Source organism: Psychrobacter sp. NZS113, assembly GCF_015864825.1.
Lineage (GTDB): Bacteria > Pseudomonadota > Gammaproteobacteria > Pseudomonadales > Moraxellaceae > Psychrobacter.
In genome coordinates, this window is record NZ_JADYWL010000004.1 from 305,014 (window position 1) to 322,054 (window position 17,041).

Here is a 17,041-nt window from a genome sequence, read left to right on the forward strand (position 1 = left end):
GTAGAATACAAGTGCCATTATTAGTCAATAATATTTACGACGATACGACTATTGCGTAACCTCAGCAGCAGATGCTTCTGCAGAGTCAGCGGTCACTGGTAACTGGACAGAAGCGTTTGACTCTTGGATAAGGCTGGCTTGGTCTTCGATAGGCTCAGGCACCGTACCCAAGCTTTCCATCTTTAACGCCAATACTGCACGCGTTTCTTGACGGCTGCGTAACAGCTCCCAAGCATTGTTGTACGATTTAACTGCTGATTCTTTATTGTCTTGTACTAAGTAGATATCACCTAGCAGTTCTTGCTGACTGGCTTCAAAAGAGCTTGGCATGTCCTTTTTAGCTTCTGCCAATGCTGCATCTGTGTCACCTGTCGCCAACAACGTTTTTGCATAACGCAAACGAGTAATAGCCTCTAAGCCTGCATCACCCAAATCGATTGCCAGTGCTTTCTTAAAAGTCTCTGTAGCAGCAGCAAAATCGTCGCTATCAACTTCATGACGAGCTTTAATCATCAATGCTTGCCATGCATAGACTGACTCACCATGCGTACTCACCAATGTATCGATATCACTGCTCAGTTGTGTACGGCTCTGTTCAAGCGCTGCCTGTGCCTCTGCTTCTAAATCAGGGTTTTGTGATGACAAGCTAACTTCTTCATTCAATCGCTGAATATCAGCATAACTATCCGCCGCCACAGTATCCACCCGTGCATGATTGTCCTGCCAATACGTCCAACCAAAATAGGCGGCCAATGCTAATAAAATCGCAGTGACAATATAGCTGCCGTATTGCTTTAGCGCTTGCATTGAATTGTCTGCATTCGGCGAATTGGGGGTCAGAGCCATATCTATTTACCTGATAAATTTATATTAAATTGCTGATGCTAAAACTGAGGAAGCCGAAACCGATCAGTTACGAGAAAAATTGTCTTTATTTGACAACCAATCTGTCGCAACCGTCTGTTGCTCACCCGTCTGCATATCCTTCACACTAATGGTATTATCATCCAACTCTTGCTGAGCAATAATAACCGTTAATGCAGCACCTGACTTATCCGCTTTTTTCATTTGCGCTTTTAGGCTGGTTGCACTTGCCATTTTGACCCGTACATCTGGACGACTGTAACGCAAGTCCTGTGCATAACCAATACCAGCACTATAGACTTCTGGATGAGCGACTACAAATACATCACAAGCAGGTATATCAGAGATCGGTGCCACCGCTTCCATCAACAACAATAAACGCTCAAGCCCCATCGCAAACCCAACACCGGGCTCAGACTTCACTGGCTTACTGGCATCGGTACCGATAGATTTTAGCTGTCCAACTAGACCATCATAACGGCCGCCAGCACACACAGTAGCTTGACTACCAAGCTTATCTGTTACCCATTCAAAGACGGTTTTATTATAGTAATCAAGCCCACGTACCAGATGCGGATTAATCTCAAATTTGATACCAAGTGTCGTCAAATACGCTTGTACTTGCTCAAAATGCGCCATGCTATCCGCACCCAAAAATTCAGCTAGCTTTGGCGCGTCTGCCAATACAGCTTGGGTACTCGCTTCTTTACTGTCTAGAATGCGTAGTGGATTGGTCGTTAGACGGCGCTTGCTGTCTTCGTCGAGCTGATCTTTTTTATCCGTCAAATAAGCCACAAGTGCTTCGCGATAAGCGTAACGCTCATCCAGCTCCCCTAGACTATTCAGCTGCAAATGCATCTCGTCTTTTAGACCCAACTCTTGCCACATTAAATGGGTCATCGCAATCAATTCAGCATCAGCATCTGGCAATGCACTACCGAAGCTTTCGACACCCAACTGATGGAACTGACGATAACGGCCTTTTTGTGGACGCTCATAGCGAAACATCGGACCGATATACCATAATTTGGGTGTATCGCCGCGCAGTAGATTGTGCTCAATCACTGCACGTACTGCACCAGCGGTACCTTCAGGACGTAGTGCCAATGGCGTTGGTGGATCAGACTTATCAGTGAAGCTATACATCTCTTTTTCGACGATATCTGTTGCGCCGCCGATAGCACGTGCAAACAAATCGGTCTGCTCAACGATTGGCAAACGAATATGCTCATAGCCGTATCTGCCCAAAACGTCAGCCAGTATTGCCTCTAAATGTAACCATTTTGCGGACTGGTCAGGCAAAATATCATTGAACCCTTTGATAGCTTTAATCATGGTACGGTCGTATCCTTAAAATTTTTAACAAGTATGTCTATCATTTTTTACTAACAGTGGCGTATTATTTTTAATGGCACGATTGTTTTTAATAGTCGCCTACTGTTTTCATTCAAAACGCTTTGCGTTTTATTTTACTCGAATAATCTCATTTTCACGCTGTTTGGCGAGGTCTGCGGCGTGAGCGCGTACCATACCTTCTATTTCGTCAACCAGATTATTGGTATCAATAAGATGGCTTTTTTCACCCATACGATATACCAAGGACTTACGTGCAGCGCCAACGATACCAATATCCGACTCTTTCGCTTCACCTGGGCCGTTCACTTTACAGCCAATCACTGACAAATTCATCGGTTCACGGATATCTTCTAAGCGTGACTCTAACGCGGTCATCACTCTAATCACATCAAACTCTTGACGTGAGCAACTTGGACAAGCGATAAAGTTAACACCATTAGAACGAATATTTAATGATTTTAGAATATCAAAACCAATTTTAATTTCTTCTTCAGGCTCTGCTGCTAGAGAGATACGAATGGTATCGCCGATACCATCTAACAATAAACCACCTAAAGCGATTGCAGACTTTACGGCGCCAGTACGATAAACGCCAGCCTCTGTCACACCAAGATGTAATGGATTATCGATTTGAGCAGATATAAGGCGATAAGCATCCAATGTCAAAAACACATTACTGGCTTTGACCGACACTTTATATTGATCAAAATTTAGACGCTCTAATATATCAATGTGGCGCATCGCAGATTCGAGCATGGCAGCGCCAGTTGGCTCAGTATATTTACGCTGAATGTCTTTTTCTAAAGAACCTGCATTCACACCAATACGAATAGGAATATTATAATGTTTGGCACAAGCGACGACTTCACGTACTTTGGCATCGCTGCCGATGTTGCCTGGGTTGATACGTAGACAATCAGCGCCCGCTTCGGCCACTGCCAATGCAATCTTATGATCAAAATGCACATCAGCAATCAAAGGGACACTGACCAATTTACGAATTTCGCCAAACGCTTTGACGGTATCCATCGTGGGCGTCGAGACACGCATCAGATCAGCACCTGCTTCAACACAGCGTTCGATCTGAGCAACAGTCGCTGCCACATCACAAGTGTCAGTATTTGTCATACTTTGCACACTGATCGGTGCATCACCACCAATCGCAACATCACCGACATATATTTTTTTGGTAAGGCGACGGTTAATAGGCGCTGACGTTGACATAGACAAACCCTTTTATTAGAGCGAAAAAAATATAGAAGACACATGCTTATAATAACTATAAACAGCTATTGGCTTTGGCAATTAAGGTGCTAGTTCAAAACTGGCTTGATTATCAGTGGCATAAGAATCTAACGCAACCGCTTCTTGGTTGAGCGTCAAGCTAACGTTATCGACGTTATCAATTTTCACACTGAACGGCGGTGTGCCTGACAACTGATAATCACCCGTTGTTTGCGAACCCTCTATTAAAGTGCTACCAGAGGCATCAATGATGCTAATGACTGCAGTATCAGTCAGTTTGACTTCCAACGCAGCTGGCCCTACTTCAGCACCGCCTAAATTTAATGCAGAGCCAGACGCGCCAACGCCAGTTGCACTATCAATCGCAGCGCCTTGGGCTTGTTCTATTTCAGACACATCATCTACTGTAGCTTCTGGTTCTGCGTTATTTTCTTTACTGGCATTGCTCACCATACGGAACAAGAAAACTGCCAAAACAATGACGCCAATGATGGCCAAAATCAGTAACGGGTTAAAGCGAATGCGGTTACGGGTATCGCGCTGCAACGTGCCCATCGGACGCAATGGTGTATTCGTATTATTAACCGATTTAGCCTTAAGTTCACTAGGATAAGCCGCATCAAAACTGCTAGCGACTTTGGTTGCATCCAATCCCAAAAATTTGGCATAGTTTATTGCAAAACCACGAGCAAACGTTGCTTGTGGTAAATCAGCAAAATTCTCATTTTCTAGCGCTTGTAAATGACGCTTTAAAATAAATAACTCGGCAGCTGCCTCTTCTAAGCTGATCTGCTTAGATTTTCGGGCTTGCTGCAACATGGCACCAAATGATCCCTGAGCGTTAGATTGAGTGTTTAATGAGGGGTTGGTCATTTCCATGGTGCCTCTGGATTGTTAAGCCAAGTCTTAAGTTTTTTTGCTTCATCACTTAATGGATAAGCGGATAAAAGCTGCTGTGCTAATTTTTGACGTGTCGCTATATTATTTTGCGCAGCAGCAAGTTTAATACCTTGTAATAGTACGCGCGGGCTAACACCCTGCCTTTGTACTATCACCAATGTTTCATCATAAAGTCTTTGAGCCTGTGGAATACGCTGTTGCTCAAACAATAAATCTACCAATTCAATATGGGCAATAATGCTATTACGATTGCCATCAAGCGCACGTAAAAATGCTCTAGAAGCGGCACTGCGATCACCTAGCTGTAAATACGTGCGACCTAAGTTCTCTAACGCACCAATACGCCCTTCGTAACCCAATGCTGAACCTGCAATCTCAAACTGCTCAGCCGCCTCACTATAACGCTTCATCTGTGACAAATAAACGCCATAGTTATTATTTGCTTGCTCAAAATCTTTATCAAGTGCAATCGCCTTCTTGAAGTATTCATCAGCTTTTTCAAGATTGCGCGGACTGCCCTCTTGCTGCAGCAAAACACCCATCATATCATAGGCTGGCGCGTAACGGCTATCAGCAGCAAAGGCTTTTTCTAGTTGGCGCTGGGCCGTATCGAGATCGTTTTCACGAATGTATTGCGCGGCAAGTGAGGTGCGCACGCGAGCCACTTCTTTTTGATCAGTTTTGCGATTATCACTGGATCGTGTAGATCCTTGATAGACCGTGCTACTAGTCGATCCATTGGTTGGTGTACTCTGGCAACCAGTCAGCAATAACCCTATAAGCGCTGTTGCTAGCACCATATGCTTAAGGCTCGGTGTTTGGTTCGTCACTGCACTCAACTGCCTACGATCTTTAGAAAATAATGTTTGATATTTAAACTGACAAGAATTTTTAGAAGTCATCATAGCCGCCATCATAAAACTGTGATTCAATGCGTTCGATCCTCGAGGCATCAGTTTAATAGATTTAACCCCCATAAGTACAATTTAGTTGTGATTAATTGCTGTACTCATCAATACTGATTGTTATTGCTACATTTTTATTACCATTGCGACAGATAAAAGACAGCTTATCTTCGAAGACAAGCAAATACTAAACTTACCTGTCTAAGGTCCTACTAAACGTTTTCACGGTCTTTAATACTCTGCTGCCATGCGGCTGAGCGTCTAGTACGATCTGCCACTTGTCCAACCAATTGACCACAGGCCGCATCAATATCATCACCGCGGGTTTGACGAATGGTACAAACAAAACCTGCTTCGCTTAGTATATTACTAAAAGCGTGAATGCGGTTGTTGCTTGATTTGTCGTAGTTTGCATGTGGGAACGGATTGAATGGGATCAAGTTAATCTTACTTGGTAGCCCCTCTAATAGTGCAACCAACTGATGAGCATGCTCGTTGCTATCATTAACCCCATCAAGCATTACATACTCAATCGTAACGTGTTTTTTGTGACGTGGATTGACGTCAAATACATAGTTTTTTGCCGCAGCGATCAGCTCTTCTAGCGGATACTTCTTATTAATTGGCACCAGCTCATTACGCAGCTCATCATTGGGTGCATGTAATGAAATGGCCAATGCCACATCGATATCTTGCGCCAACTGATACATCTTAGGTACGACACCTGAAGTCGATAATGTGACTCGGCGCTTTGACAATCCATAAGCATGATCGCTGAGCATCAGCTCCATTGAGCCAACCACTGGTTTATAATTCAATAGCGGCTCACCCATTCCCATCATCACGACGTTGGTGACGTTATTTTCCCATAGACTATGATCGACGTTTTCTAAGCTGTCATTTTCGTCAGTCATATAAGAAGCATTGGCCACCCACAGCTGCCCAATAATCTCAGCAGCGGTTAAATCACGCTCAAACCCTTGCTTGCCCGTACTACAAAAACTACAGTCCAACGCACAGCCTACTTGCGAAGACACACACAATGTCTTACGGCCGTTTAGTTTGCTGTCATCTGCAGGAATAAGAACGGTCTCAACCAATGAGCCACCCGTGACTTCAAATACCCATTTACGCGTGCCATCATCACTATATTGACGATGAATCACCTTTGGCGGAATGACACAAGCGTTGAGTGATAACTTATCACGCAATGATTTGCTAAGATTGGTCATTTGCTCAAAATCTGTCACGCCCTGCTGATATATCCACCTAACCACCTGCGTTGAACGAAAAGGCTTTTCGCCAATGCTCTTAAAATACTCTGCAAGTTGGGCTTGCGTCATTCCTAACAGATTGGTTTTTGCCTGAGCTTCATCAACTAGCTTGATGCTATCTGTCAGCTTAGCAGGGATATGTTGGATCGGTGATTGAACAGTGGACATAATAGATAACCTTTTTGCATAAGCTTAGATAAGCGGTGCAATTGTTTATATGAATGTTGTCATACATGATATATAAGTGCATGAGCAATCCGTTATGAGCGCATTCGATAAAAACATGCTGATAAGGGATTGATAACGCTCAGTAAAATTAATAATGAGGCAAGTCATTAAGAATTTCAATGAATAATATGGTCACAGAACTCTAAAGCGGATACAAGGCAGCCGACTACAGATTGTACAAGTAGTACATCTAAGGAGGGTAACGCCGTAGCAGTTTAATAATTCTTTGACTATAGGATTATTATAATAGCTAAAACGGCTTATACCCATAAGATATAAGCCGTCTCGCGATACGACTGATTGACAGCTAATTTGCTACGTCAGTCGTATACAGTGAATCAAATATAAAACCAGTATGCATAAGACGAGTGTAAATCGTAACTAGCTAATTATAGCAGTTACAGCAAACAAGTCTAATGCCGTCATCGTTTATAGTTGGTTTACTATATTAGCGCGTACGTGCACAAACTTCATCATCGCTGAAGAAATAGCTGATTTCACGTGCTGCTGATTCAGCTGAATCTGAACCATGAACGGCGTTTTCATCGATACTGCTAGCGAAATCAGCACGGATAGTACCTTCAGCAGCGTCTTTAGGGTTAGTTGCGCCCATGATTTCACGATGCTTAGCGATAGCGTTTTCGCCTTCTAATACTGATACCAATACTGGACCTGACATCATGAAAGATTTTAGGTCGTTGTAAAATGGACGTTCAGCGTGCTCAGCGTAGAAACCGCCTGCTTTTTCATCATCAAGTTGCATCATTTTAGCAGCAACAATTTTTAGACCAGCTTGCTCGAAGCGGCTGTAGATAGCACCAATGTGGTTGCCAGCAACTGCGTCAGGTTTGATGATAGATAGAGTACGTTCGTTAGCCATGAAAAGCTCCTAATAAATGATAAATTGGATAAAAATAAAATGGTAAATGCTTTGTTTTATCTTTGGCCACAATGTCGACTTGGGCTGACTTGACTAACTTATTGTTAGTCAAATCTAAAACCTGAGCGCCAACATAGGATTGCTGCCTATTATAATGATTGAGACCATAAATGATAGGGTTAATTTATGACCGCACCTTGCATAACTATAAATTTAATAGATGCTATTTAATATGTATAAACTATTCATAAACCATAAAACAGGCTAAAAGCAAAAACCCTAATGCTTAGCACTAGGGTTTTGTCAGTCGATTATTTAGTCTGTTGAGAGTGTAACAAATATAAAGCTGATACAAGGAAGACGAGTACGAATTGTACAATTAGTACATTAAACGAGTCTGACACAGTAGCAGCTTCATATCTGAATCACTATCCTTACGCGTCGTATGGGTCACGCAGTACGATAGTCTCTTCACGATCAGGACCAGTTGAGATGATATCAACTGGGCAACCAATCAAGGCTTCGATACGTTTGATGTATTTTTTAGCGTTCTCTGGTAGGTCGTCATAGTTGGTTACACCAACGGTTGACTCACTCCAGCCTTGCATGGTTTCGTACTTAGGCGTAACTGACTCATAGAATTCAGCATCATGTGCGCCTGCACACTCAGTCTCAGGTAGGTTATAACCCACACCGATTAGTAACTCTTCAAGACCATCTAATACGTCAAGCTTAGTCAAGCAAATACCTGACATAGAGTTCAGTACCACGGCACGGCGTAATGCTTCAGCATCGAACCAACCACAGCGACGCGCACGACCAGTGGTCGCACCAAATTCATGACCGACTTTGGCCAAATGAGCACCAACATCATCGAATAGTTCTGTTGGGAATGGGCCACTACCAACACGCGTGGTGTAAGCCTTGGTGATACCAAGTACGTAATCTAAATATAATGGACCGATACCAGTACCAGTAGACACGCCACCAGCAGTGACACTTGAGCTGGTCACAAACGGATAAGTACCATGATCGATATCAAGTAGCGTACCTTGAGCACCTTCGAACATTAGATTTTCGCCAGCAAGACGCAATTGATTTAGGTCTTCAGTTACATCAGTAACCATACCCTTAATCTCTTCTTTCCACTCTTTGCACAGCTTAAGTGTTTCATCAAAATCAATCGCTTCCACTTTATAATACTGAGTCAGTTGGAAGTTGTGATATTCGATTAGGTTGCGTAGTTTTTCTTCTAAATCTTCACGGAATAAATCAGCAAGTTTGATGGCACGGCGTGCTACTTTATCTTCATAAGCAGGACCGATACCACGTCCCGTTGTACCGATTTTACCGCTGCCACGCTTGGCTTCACGTGCTTGGTCAAGCGCTACGTGATATGGCATGATAAGTGGGCAATTCGGTGAAATGCGCAGACGCTCACGTACAGGTACGTTGTTGTCTTCTAGCTCTTTCATTTCTTTTAGCAATGCGTCAGGGGCTAATACGACACCGTTACCGATGAAGCAGGTAACGCCTTCACGTAAGATACCTGATGGGATTAAATGCAAGACGGTGGTTTTGCCATCGACAACTAACGTGTGACCAGCGTTATGGCCGCCTTGAAAGCGAGCGACTGCTGAGGCTTTTTCGGTTAGCAAATCAACGATTTTACCTTTACCTTCATCGCCCCATTGGCTACCCAAAACTACGACATTCTTACCCATGATCAATCCTTACCTTTATGTATTGAGGTGTGTACAATAACGGTTTAAAACGGCGGTATAGTCAATCTTATATAAAAGAGTGATAGCGTTAACCTCGCTTGAAGTATGACATATACCTCTGCGCTTGGTTGACTTGACTCTCTTTTAAACTGAATCAACTATGACTTTCGTTACCTTGATTTTAAAAACGTTAAAAAATGATAATACTATTAAAATTAATGCTTAAATATTCTGTAACTGCCAATGATTATCGATAAAGCTCAAGCGATGCGTCATGCCAACTGGGCAATCTGCTATATCTAATGGCATGGTGACGCGATAGCCTTGCTGGCGTAAACTCTCGATTTGCTGCAACAGCGTCTGCATTTGCTCTTGGCTCGCACTGCTCAATGCTTCATAGTCGACCAATACGATAATTGGCGCCTCGAGCTGAGTGTGTGCTAGCAAACGACTGACATCCATACTAAAGCCGGTGGCTTCACGTGGCTGATTGAGTGCTAACTGATTGCCGCTTTGCATACCATCGAAACGACCGCCACGTACCAGTGGCTGAGTCTCACTATTGATATAACCGTTGAATACGATACCAGTGTGATAATGATAGCCTGATAGTTCCGTCACATCGATACTCACAGGGCACTGCCACTGCTCTTGTAGATGTGTTTTTAGACGTTGTAATTCATTGATAGCAGTCGCGACTTGCGTGTCTTGCTGCGCTGTCTCTGACAACCTTGCCAATAGATTGGTAATATCATGACCCAAGCGTGCCAATGCATAGAAATCATCACCCAATGGCAATGACTGACAGACACGTTTTAGCTCTGGCAAGTTTTTATTGGCATATAAATGCATCAATTGCTCAGTATCATGATCAGATAATTGAGCCAACTCTGCTAAGCGCTTGAATATGGCGACGTGACCTAAGTCTATATGTAGCGCAGCACTCATATTCAGTGTATTCACCATAGTGAACAACACATCTATCAGCTCAATATCTGCGGCAAGTGAGGCACAACCAAATATCTCAGCACCAAGCTGCAAAGGTGTACGTGAGCCAAATAGGCCTGATGGCAAAGTATGAATGACATCGCCTGCATAGCAATAACGCGCAATACCTGTACCACCATGATGCGCATCGATACGCAAAATCTGTGGTGTGATGTCCGCACGCAACCCCATCAATCGACCCGTTAACTGATCGATAATTTTAAAGGTTTGACGTTTTAAATCTTCTGAGGCGCCACTTAGCAATGACTCAGTGAACTCAATCATTGGTGGGCTTACGAGCTGATAGCCATGAGAGATAAGCTGCTTGGTCAATTGATGCCTAAGCACTTCTTGCTTATGCGCATCTTCAAACAACACATCGACCACACCATCAGGCAATAGCCAGCTGTTGGCAACATCGCTAGAAAAATGGCTGAGATACGGCGTGCTATTAGATGCAGCAGCATCGTTGGCATGCTGAGTCGCTGCTTGATTGGTAGTATTTGACGGGGCAGGTTTTGCAAAATCAGGACTGACAGACACAATAAATCCTTGTTTGGCGTATCGCTTACCAAAAACGCGGTACTGATGCGGTACTTAAAGGTTATATTTACAATTGCATTGACGTCACGCATTTTTTATTTTTAACGCACAACATCATTGACCCAATTATTTATAAACAAACTAGGTAACCGCAAAAGGGTGAGTAATAAGTATTATTTAGAATGATAAGACGAGTATCTTTATACGCTAATAAACGGCGATAAATAATCAAGGCGCTTTACAGTTTTAGTTTAGCATAGCAGTTAAGGTTCGCCTAGTGACAATTGGCCACAATCACTATCTAATTACGCCTTATCAACACTAAAACGATGAAGATTATCTATACCCTATATAAGTAATAGTTCGATTCAGAAATGTCACAATCATTCTATACAATAAAGACAGTCATGAGCATGGTTAGGACAACGCCTTTGCGGCAGACTCATGATACACTAACGCATACTTTTATCTCGGAAGCCTTATGTCATCTGATTATCACCCAAACCCAGCCATCAACCAAACCAATGTTTTAGGTACAGCGCTTGCCAGCTGCTGCTTTGATCCTATCACTGGCTACTATCGCAATGGCTTTTGTCATACTGGCAATCACGACGTCGGTCAGCATACTGTTTGCGTCAAGATGACCAGCGAGTTTTTAAACTTTTCTGCCAGTCGCGGCAATGATCTTATTACGCCGCTCCCTGAATATAATTTTGCGGGCCTCAAACCTGGTGACTACTGGTGTATCTGTGCCCTACGCTGGGTTGAAGCGCTAGACTTCGATATTGCACCGCAAATAAAACTAGAAGCGTGTCATGAGAGTTTATTGAGCTTAGTGGATATTGAGACGTTAAAGCGCTATGCCCTTTAGAGCGTGTCATAAGTTGTGACATGAGTTATGACATGAATTGCGGTATCGATATATTTTTTTATACCATTCACAAAAATTAGAGTCGCAAGGAAAACGAGTGCAAGTACTACGCATTGTAGACTAAACAAGTTTGACACAGCTAATCGTGTTTTTTGGGATTGGTACTACTTATTAAAGGAGGGTGTATGGAAAAAAATAATGATCAGTTGATTCAGAAAACAGCGCGTATTGCACCCGACTCCAATATCAACCGTCTTTATGCCGATATGAATGATGCACATTTATATTTAGACAACAATGGCAGTTACATCTACGGTGATACTGATGCAACGAATGAGGATACCATCGAGACCATGACGGTCTACGATCCTGATTCTGAACGCTATGAAGATATTGACTTGTCGAGTGAGGATGAGGTTGTCAACTGCTATTCTTATTCGCGTAAGACGGGCGAAAATCTCGATAGGGTCGCACTGAACGATGTCAGTCGTGCTTTGAGTAACAATGGTCAGTTTATTTGGTTAGGTTTATACGATCCTAGCTTAGAGACCATGGTCAAAGTCAAAGAAGCTTTTGGCTTACATGAACTGGCGATTGAAGATGCTTTCGCTGACCATCAGCGCGCCAAAGTCGAGAATTACGATAATGACATGGTTTTCGTAGTGTTACGTACGGCCAAGCTGGAAGACAAAATCATTCGCTATGGCACCACAGCGATATTTATGGGCAAAAACTATCTAATCACCATTCGTAATGGCCCATCAAACTCCTACGCTCCTGTCCGTGAGCATTGTCATCGTCGACCTGAAAAGCTCCGTATGGGGCCAATATTTGTGCTACATGCTATCCTCGATTTTATCGTTGATAACTATATGCCGGTCACAGATCGCTTGGGACGGTATCTACGTGAGCAAGAGCGCTATGTCTTTACCTCTGAGTTTGACAAAACCACGCTCAAAAACCTTTATGAGCTAAAGTCGCAATTGGTACATATGCGTGCCATTATTTTGCCTGTACAAGACATCTGTAGCTTTTTTATCAACCATAAAAAAAGCGAGCTGGTCTCGGGGTTTTCTCAGGCCGCAAAACCTTATTTTCGCGATGTTAATGACCATTTATTACACTCTCTAGATGCCATCAACGGACTTAATGAAATGCTCAGCGTGGTCATGAACACTTATATGGCCATGGTCAATATGGGACAGAATGAAGTGGTGCGTAAACTTGCAGCTTGGGCGGGTATCTTAGCTGTACCGACGGCCATCGCTGGTATCTATGGGATGAATTTTGACTTTATGCCTGAGCTACACTGGCAGTATTCCTACCTTGTGATTATGCTCATTATTGGTTCGTTATGTGGCTATCTATTTTATAACTTCAAAAGACTAAAATGGTTATAGCACGCGTTTTATAATAGATACGTGATGTTTTATCCATCGTTAAGTGAGAAGGCCGTATTGCTAATAATGATATCGCCTTCTCATTTATTTATTGATAAAATTTCCTATTTGCAATATTATTATTAAGCTTTTCTCATGATTGATATAACCTCAATTGCAAGAATGTGATGAGCCACGTCAAACTTGCTAAGCCTATCAAATATAGTGATTGCACCTCTACTCCTCGCTATCTTGATGTTTTGACATAATACTACTGTGAACTTATTAAGGTTTTTTATGCGCTTATCTCACCTGATTCGAACCGTGACTTTCGTTGCCACTGCTTTAGTGCTCGCAGCTTGTGGCGATGATGCTTCTGACATGGCCATCGCTATCATTGATGGGACACCGCCTTTATTAACCACCGATAGTAACTTTACGGATGGCTATAGTACGACTGCAGACTTATTTGTCTCAGGCCAAGTACAAGACAGTAATGGTGTTAAATCGCTCACTTATACGCTCAACGAAGAGTCAGCGCACATCTTAGAAGTGGATACTGAAGGTCATTTTAAGGATCGTATCTTATTGGCTTTAGGTAGCAATACTATCCTCTTAGAAGCCACAGACAATGCTGGTAATATCATGCGCTCAACTAAAACGATTTATGTAGAAAACACCTATTTAGAAAGTGCTTAATTAGGAGGTGCTTCTTTAAAAAGTACTGTCGCCGCAGGTGGCCTACATAGTACTGCTTTATATAATGGTTAGTTGACACCCTCAAAAGATATTTAAATCGTTAAGGGTCAAACATAGAGTTTGAGCAGGCAATAAAAAAGGGCTACCCGTTGGTAGCCCTTTTTTGTGCTGGTCATCATATATCACTCACGGCGATGCTTGGTATGGCTATCAGGCGCTTGTGCATTATCAGGCAACAGTGCTTTAACCGTTAAGTTTGCATGCTGTTTATCAAGATTGTCCTCTGGGCGGCCAAAGGTTTTTGCTGTCCATGTCAGTATTACGATAGAAGCACTTAACAGCATAATAGCTACAGAAATCGTCGCCAGTAGCCATAAATGAAAATAATCTGAGACGGCCTGTACATCGACCACCAAATGCCGTGACAACGCTGTTATCGCAATGAATATCAAAAACTGTACTGGCAGACGATGGGTTTTAAAATAAATCCCTATCATGGCTAGTAGCTCAAGATAAATAAATAACATCAAGATATCTTTTAAGTCCGCTGAGCCTTTTTGGACAATCTCAATAAACTCCTTGCCTGCCGTCCACACGACCACCACACTGATTAGAAATAAGATAACGTAGTGGCAAATATCGACAAACTCTCTACCGATACTCTGTAGTCGCTCATGAATACCTACGTTTTTTTTAGCCATGTTTAGGTCCTATCAACTGAAATGTGGTTGATTTAGCCTGAGTTATTATTGCCTCAGGCCCCTTATATATCGGCAATCAGTATTTCTATTACTCTCTTTTTAGTCGATGCTCAATCCTGCTGACTTTTCAGCGGCATCAACAGTCTGACGAATCAAGGTGTTGATGGTCATTGGTCCAACACCACCAGGTACTGGCGTATAAGCACTGGCGATGTTCTCTACACCTTCTAGCTCGATATCACCCACGCCACCATTATCAGTAGGATGGAACCCTGCATCGATGACGACAGCGCCCGCTTTGATCCACTCTGCTTTAATCAATTCTGGCACACCTACAGCGCCAACCACGATATCAGCACGCTTAATGTGCGCCGCCAAATCCTGAGTTCTAGAATGGCAAATGGTCACGGTACAGTTGGCGTTCAATAGCATCATTGCCATTGGTTTGCCCAAGATGGCGCTACGACCGACGACGACTGCTTCTTTACCTGAGAGCTCAATATTGTGATGCTCTAACAAATGCATGATACCTTGCGGCGTACATGAACCATAGGCTGACTGCTGCATACCCATGCGACCAAAGCCAAGGCAGGTGACGCCATCGACGTCTTTTGCCAAATCGATCTGCTCAAAACAAGCACGTTCATCGATATGCGCAGGGACAGGATGCTGTAGCAAAATACCATGTACGTCTGGGTTATTATTCAGCTCTTCTATCTTTGCCATGAGCTGTTCAGTGGTGGTCTCAGTTGGCATCTCAACCCGTATAGAGTCCATGCCGACACGCTTACAGGCATTGCCTTTCATACGTACATAAGTTGCAGATGCAGGGTCTGCACCAACTAAGATGGTGGCCAAGCTCGGCGTACGTCCTGTCTTTTCTTTGATAGCATCCACGCGCGTGCGCAGTTGTTGTTCTATTTGTTTGGCAAGTGCTTTGCCGTCCAAAATGGTGGCAGACTCTTGGGTAGTAGACGCAATAGACATAGGAACTCCAATAGAGGGTATGACAAAAAAATAAAGACAGCGCCGCAATTGCTTGCATGCCTGTCTTATCCTTAATCAAGGTATGATTGATAGTGATATTGTACCTGCCTGCGTCTAAAAATCCTAGCATGGCATAAGGTTAGATACTCATAAATTTCTATACAGACTCTATTAAGCGGTATCACATTATCATCCATAAACCTTTAATGACTTTCAATCAACATTTCAATAAACCATAAAGCTGATATCAGACTGGCATTTCGGTACAGAACACCAGTGCGTATCAGCAATGCTTCATTTAGCTATTGAACCAAACACGCTGTCGATAGCTTGAACCGTTTGCTCTATCTCTGCGGTGGTCAATGTAGGATGAACCAAAAACATCAAGCTAGTCTCGCCCAACTGCTTTGCGACTGGCAATCTAGTCTCTGGGCGTAACCCTGTATCATCAAACGCTTTTTCCAAATACACCTCTGAAGCAGATCCAGAAAAACAAGGTACGCCTTGCTCATTTATCATTTGAATAATACGATCTCTGGACCAATCATTAGGTAAGTTATCCGGTTGCACATATACATACAGTTTATAGTACGCATGTGTAGAACCTGAAAACTGAGCAGACGCCTCTAGCCTTGGCACCGACAGATAGCCTTGTTCTTCCCAATCAGCACACGCATCTAGTATCGATTGTGCATTGGCAGTACGCTTGGCAGTCCAATCACTCATCCTCTCCAATTGAATCCGCCCTATGACACCTTGCATCTCCGTCATGCGCCAATTGGTGCCAAAGCTCTCATGCAGCCAATTATAACCAGGTTCATGCTCAGTCTCATAGACCGCTGCATAGCTTTTACCATGATCTTTATACGCCCACATTTTACGCCATAGCTGCTCGTCATTGGTCGTGACCATACCGCCTTCACCACCTGTCGTCATGATTTTATCCTGACAAAAGCTCCATGCACCAATATGACCGATGCTGCCAACACTGCGGCCTTTGTACTGTGCGCCATGCGCCTGTGCACAATCCTCAATAACATACAAACCATACTCATCTGCGAGTGCCATGATGTCGTCCATATCACACGGCCAACCAGACAGATGCACGCACACGATACCTTTGGTTTTATCAGTCAATACAGCAGCGATGGTATCGGCTGTGATATTACCTGTCGCATCATCAACATCTGCAAAAATAGGTGTCGCACCCACATTGACTACCGATGAAATACTGGCAATAAAAGTGCGCGGTGTAACAATCACTTCATCACCTGCTCCTATTCCAAGGGCTTGCAAGGCCACATCTAGGGCTAAGGTACCATTACCCATTGCAATCGCGTACTTGCTGCCTGACCAATCAGCGAACTCCTGCTCAAACTGACGACATTCTTGCCCTGTCCAATAATTAACCTTGTTGGATAACAATACTTGGCTAACGGCATCGGCCTCTTGTTGCGTAAAACTTGGCCAAGGTGAAAAAGGGGTATTTAGCATATGT

General features: G+C 43.3%; 15 protein-coding genes. 3 read left to right on the forward strand and 12 right to left on the reverse strand.

Annotated features, from left to right (window positions below; all coding sequences use genetic code 11):
- Positions 1-48: 48 nt before the first annotated feature.
- From I6E61_RS08055 to I6E61_RS08095, 9 genes are all read right to left on the reverse strand, one after another.
- Entirely contained in the window at positions 49-846 is a 798-nt protein-coding gene (locus I6E61_RS08055) for a tetratricopeptide repeat protein (RefSeq protein ID WP_197132872.1), read from the reverse strand.
- 63 nt (positions 847-909) lie between these two features.
- The gene (gene hisS / locus I6E61_RS08060) at positions 910-2,199 is read right to left on the reverse strand and encodes a histidine--tRNA ligase (RefSeq protein WP_197132875.1); all 1,290 of its coding nucleotides are present in this window, start codon (positions 2,197-2,199) and stop codon (positions 910-912) included.
- Positions 2,200-2,328: 129 nt separating this feature from the next.
- Positions 2,329-3,444: a flavodoxin-dependent (E)-4-hydroxy-3-methylbut-2-enyl-diphosphate synthase gene (ispG, locus tag I6E61_RS08065; protein WP_197132878.1), complete on the reverse strand. Its 1,116-nt coding sequence runs from the start codon at positions 3,442-3,444 to the stop codon at positions 2,329-2,331.
- A gap of 81 nt (positions 3,445-3,525) precedes the next feature.
- Positions 3,526-4,338 carry a RodZ family helix-turn-helix domain-containing protein gene (locus I6E61_RS08070; RefSeq protein WP_197132881.1) on the reverse strand — a complete coding sequence of 271 codons (813 nt, stop codon included), beginning with the start codon at positions 4,336-4,338 and terminating at the stop codon, positions 3,526-3,528.
- Positions 4,335-5,270 (reverse strand): type IV pilus biogenesis/stability protein PilW, encoded by a 936-nt coding sequence (gene pilW, locus I6E61_RS08075; protein WP_227685733.1) that lies wholly within the window; start codon positions 5,268-5,270, stop codon positions 4,335-4,337. The genes I6E61_RS08070 and pilW overlap by 4 nt, the downstream gene beginning before the upstream one ends.
- A gap of 212 nt (positions 5,271-5,482) precedes the next feature.
- On the reverse strand, positions 5,483-6,712 hold the full coding sequence (gene rlmN, locus I6E61_RS08080; RefSeq protein WP_197132902.1) for a 23S rRNA (adenine(2503)-C(2))-methyltransferase RlmN: 1,230 nt from the start codon (positions 6,710-6,712) through the stop codon (positions 5,483-5,485).
- A gap of 508 nt (positions 6,713-7,220) precedes the next feature.
- Entirely contained in the window at positions 7,221-7,652 is a 432-nt protein-coding gene (gene ndk, locus I6E61_RS08085) for a nucleoside-diphosphate kinase (RefSeq protein ID WP_197100686.1), read from the reverse strand.
- 434 nt (positions 7,653-8,086) lie between these two features.
- Positions 8,087-9,376 (reverse strand): adenylosuccinate synthase, encoded by a 1,290-nt coding sequence (locus I6E61_RS08090; protein WP_110922316.1) that lies wholly within the window; start codon positions 9,374-9,376, stop codon positions 8,087-8,089.
- A gap of 222 nt (positions 9,377-9,598) precedes the next feature.
- Positions 9,599-10,906 carry an ATP phosphoribosyltransferase regulatory subunit gene (locus tag I6E61_RS08095; protein WP_197132906.1) on the reverse strand — a complete coding sequence of 436 codons (1,308 nt, stop codon included), beginning with the start codon at positions 10,904-10,906 and terminating at the stop codon, positions 9,599-9,601.
- A gap of 481 nt (positions 10,907-11,387) precedes the next feature.
- Between I6E61_RS08095 and I6E61_RS08100 the strand changes: the two genes are divergently transcribed.
- The 3 genes from I6E61_RS08100 to I6E61_RS08110 all read left to right on the forward strand — a co-directional run bounded on the left by I6E61_RS08100 (position 11,388) and on the right by I6E61_RS08110 (position 13,855).
- The gene (locus I6E61_RS08100; RefSeq protein WP_194196918.1) at positions 11,388-11,777 is read left to right on the forward strand and encodes a DUF2237 family protein; all 390 of its coding nucleotides are present in this window, start codon (positions 11,388-11,390) and stop codon (positions 11,775-11,777) included.
- Between the two features lie 185 nt (positions 11,778-11,962).
- Positions 11,963-13,177, forward strand: a complete 1,215-nt coding sequence (gene corA / locus I6E61_RS08105; RefSeq protein ID WP_197132909.1) for a magnesium/cobalt transporter CorA — start codon at positions 11,963-11,965, stop codon at positions 13,175-13,177.
- A gap of 276 nt (positions 13,178-13,453) precedes the next feature.
- On the forward strand, positions 13,454-13,855 hold the full coding sequence (locus I6E61_RS08110; RefSeq protein ID WP_197132912.1) for a hypothetical protein: 402 nt from the start codon (positions 13,454-13,456) through the stop codon (positions 13,853-13,855).
- 182 nt (positions 13,856-14,037) lie between these two features.
- Here I6E61_RS08110 and I6E61_RS08115 read toward each other — a convergent pair whose 3' ends face one another.
- The 3 genes from I6E61_RS08115 to I6E61_RS08125 form a co-directional block, all read right to left on the reverse strand.
- Positions 14,038-14,556 carry a phosphate-starvation-inducible protein PsiE gene (locus tag I6E61_RS08115; RefSeq protein ID WP_194196915.1) on the reverse strand — a complete coding sequence of 173 codons (519 nt, stop codon included), beginning with the start codon at positions 14,554-14,556 and terminating at the stop codon, positions 14,038-14,040.
- A 99-nt stretch (positions 14,557-14,655) separates the two neighbouring features.
- On the reverse strand, positions 14,656-15,543 hold the full coding sequence (gene folD, locus I6E61_RS08120) for a bifunctional methylenetetrahydrofolate dehydrogenase/methenyltetrahydrofolate cyclohydrolase FolD (protein WP_197132915.1): 888 nt from the start codon (positions 15,541-15,543) through the stop codon (positions 14,656-14,658).
- Positions 15,544-15,837: 294 nt separating this feature from the next.
- On the reverse strand, positions 15,838-17,037 hold the full coding sequence (locus tag I6E61_RS08125; protein ID WP_197132918.1) for a DegT/DnrJ/EryC1/StrS aminotransferase family protein: 1,200 nt from the start codon (positions 17,035-17,037) through the stop codon (positions 15,838-15,840).
- Positions 17,038-17,041: the final 4 nt, after the last annotated feature.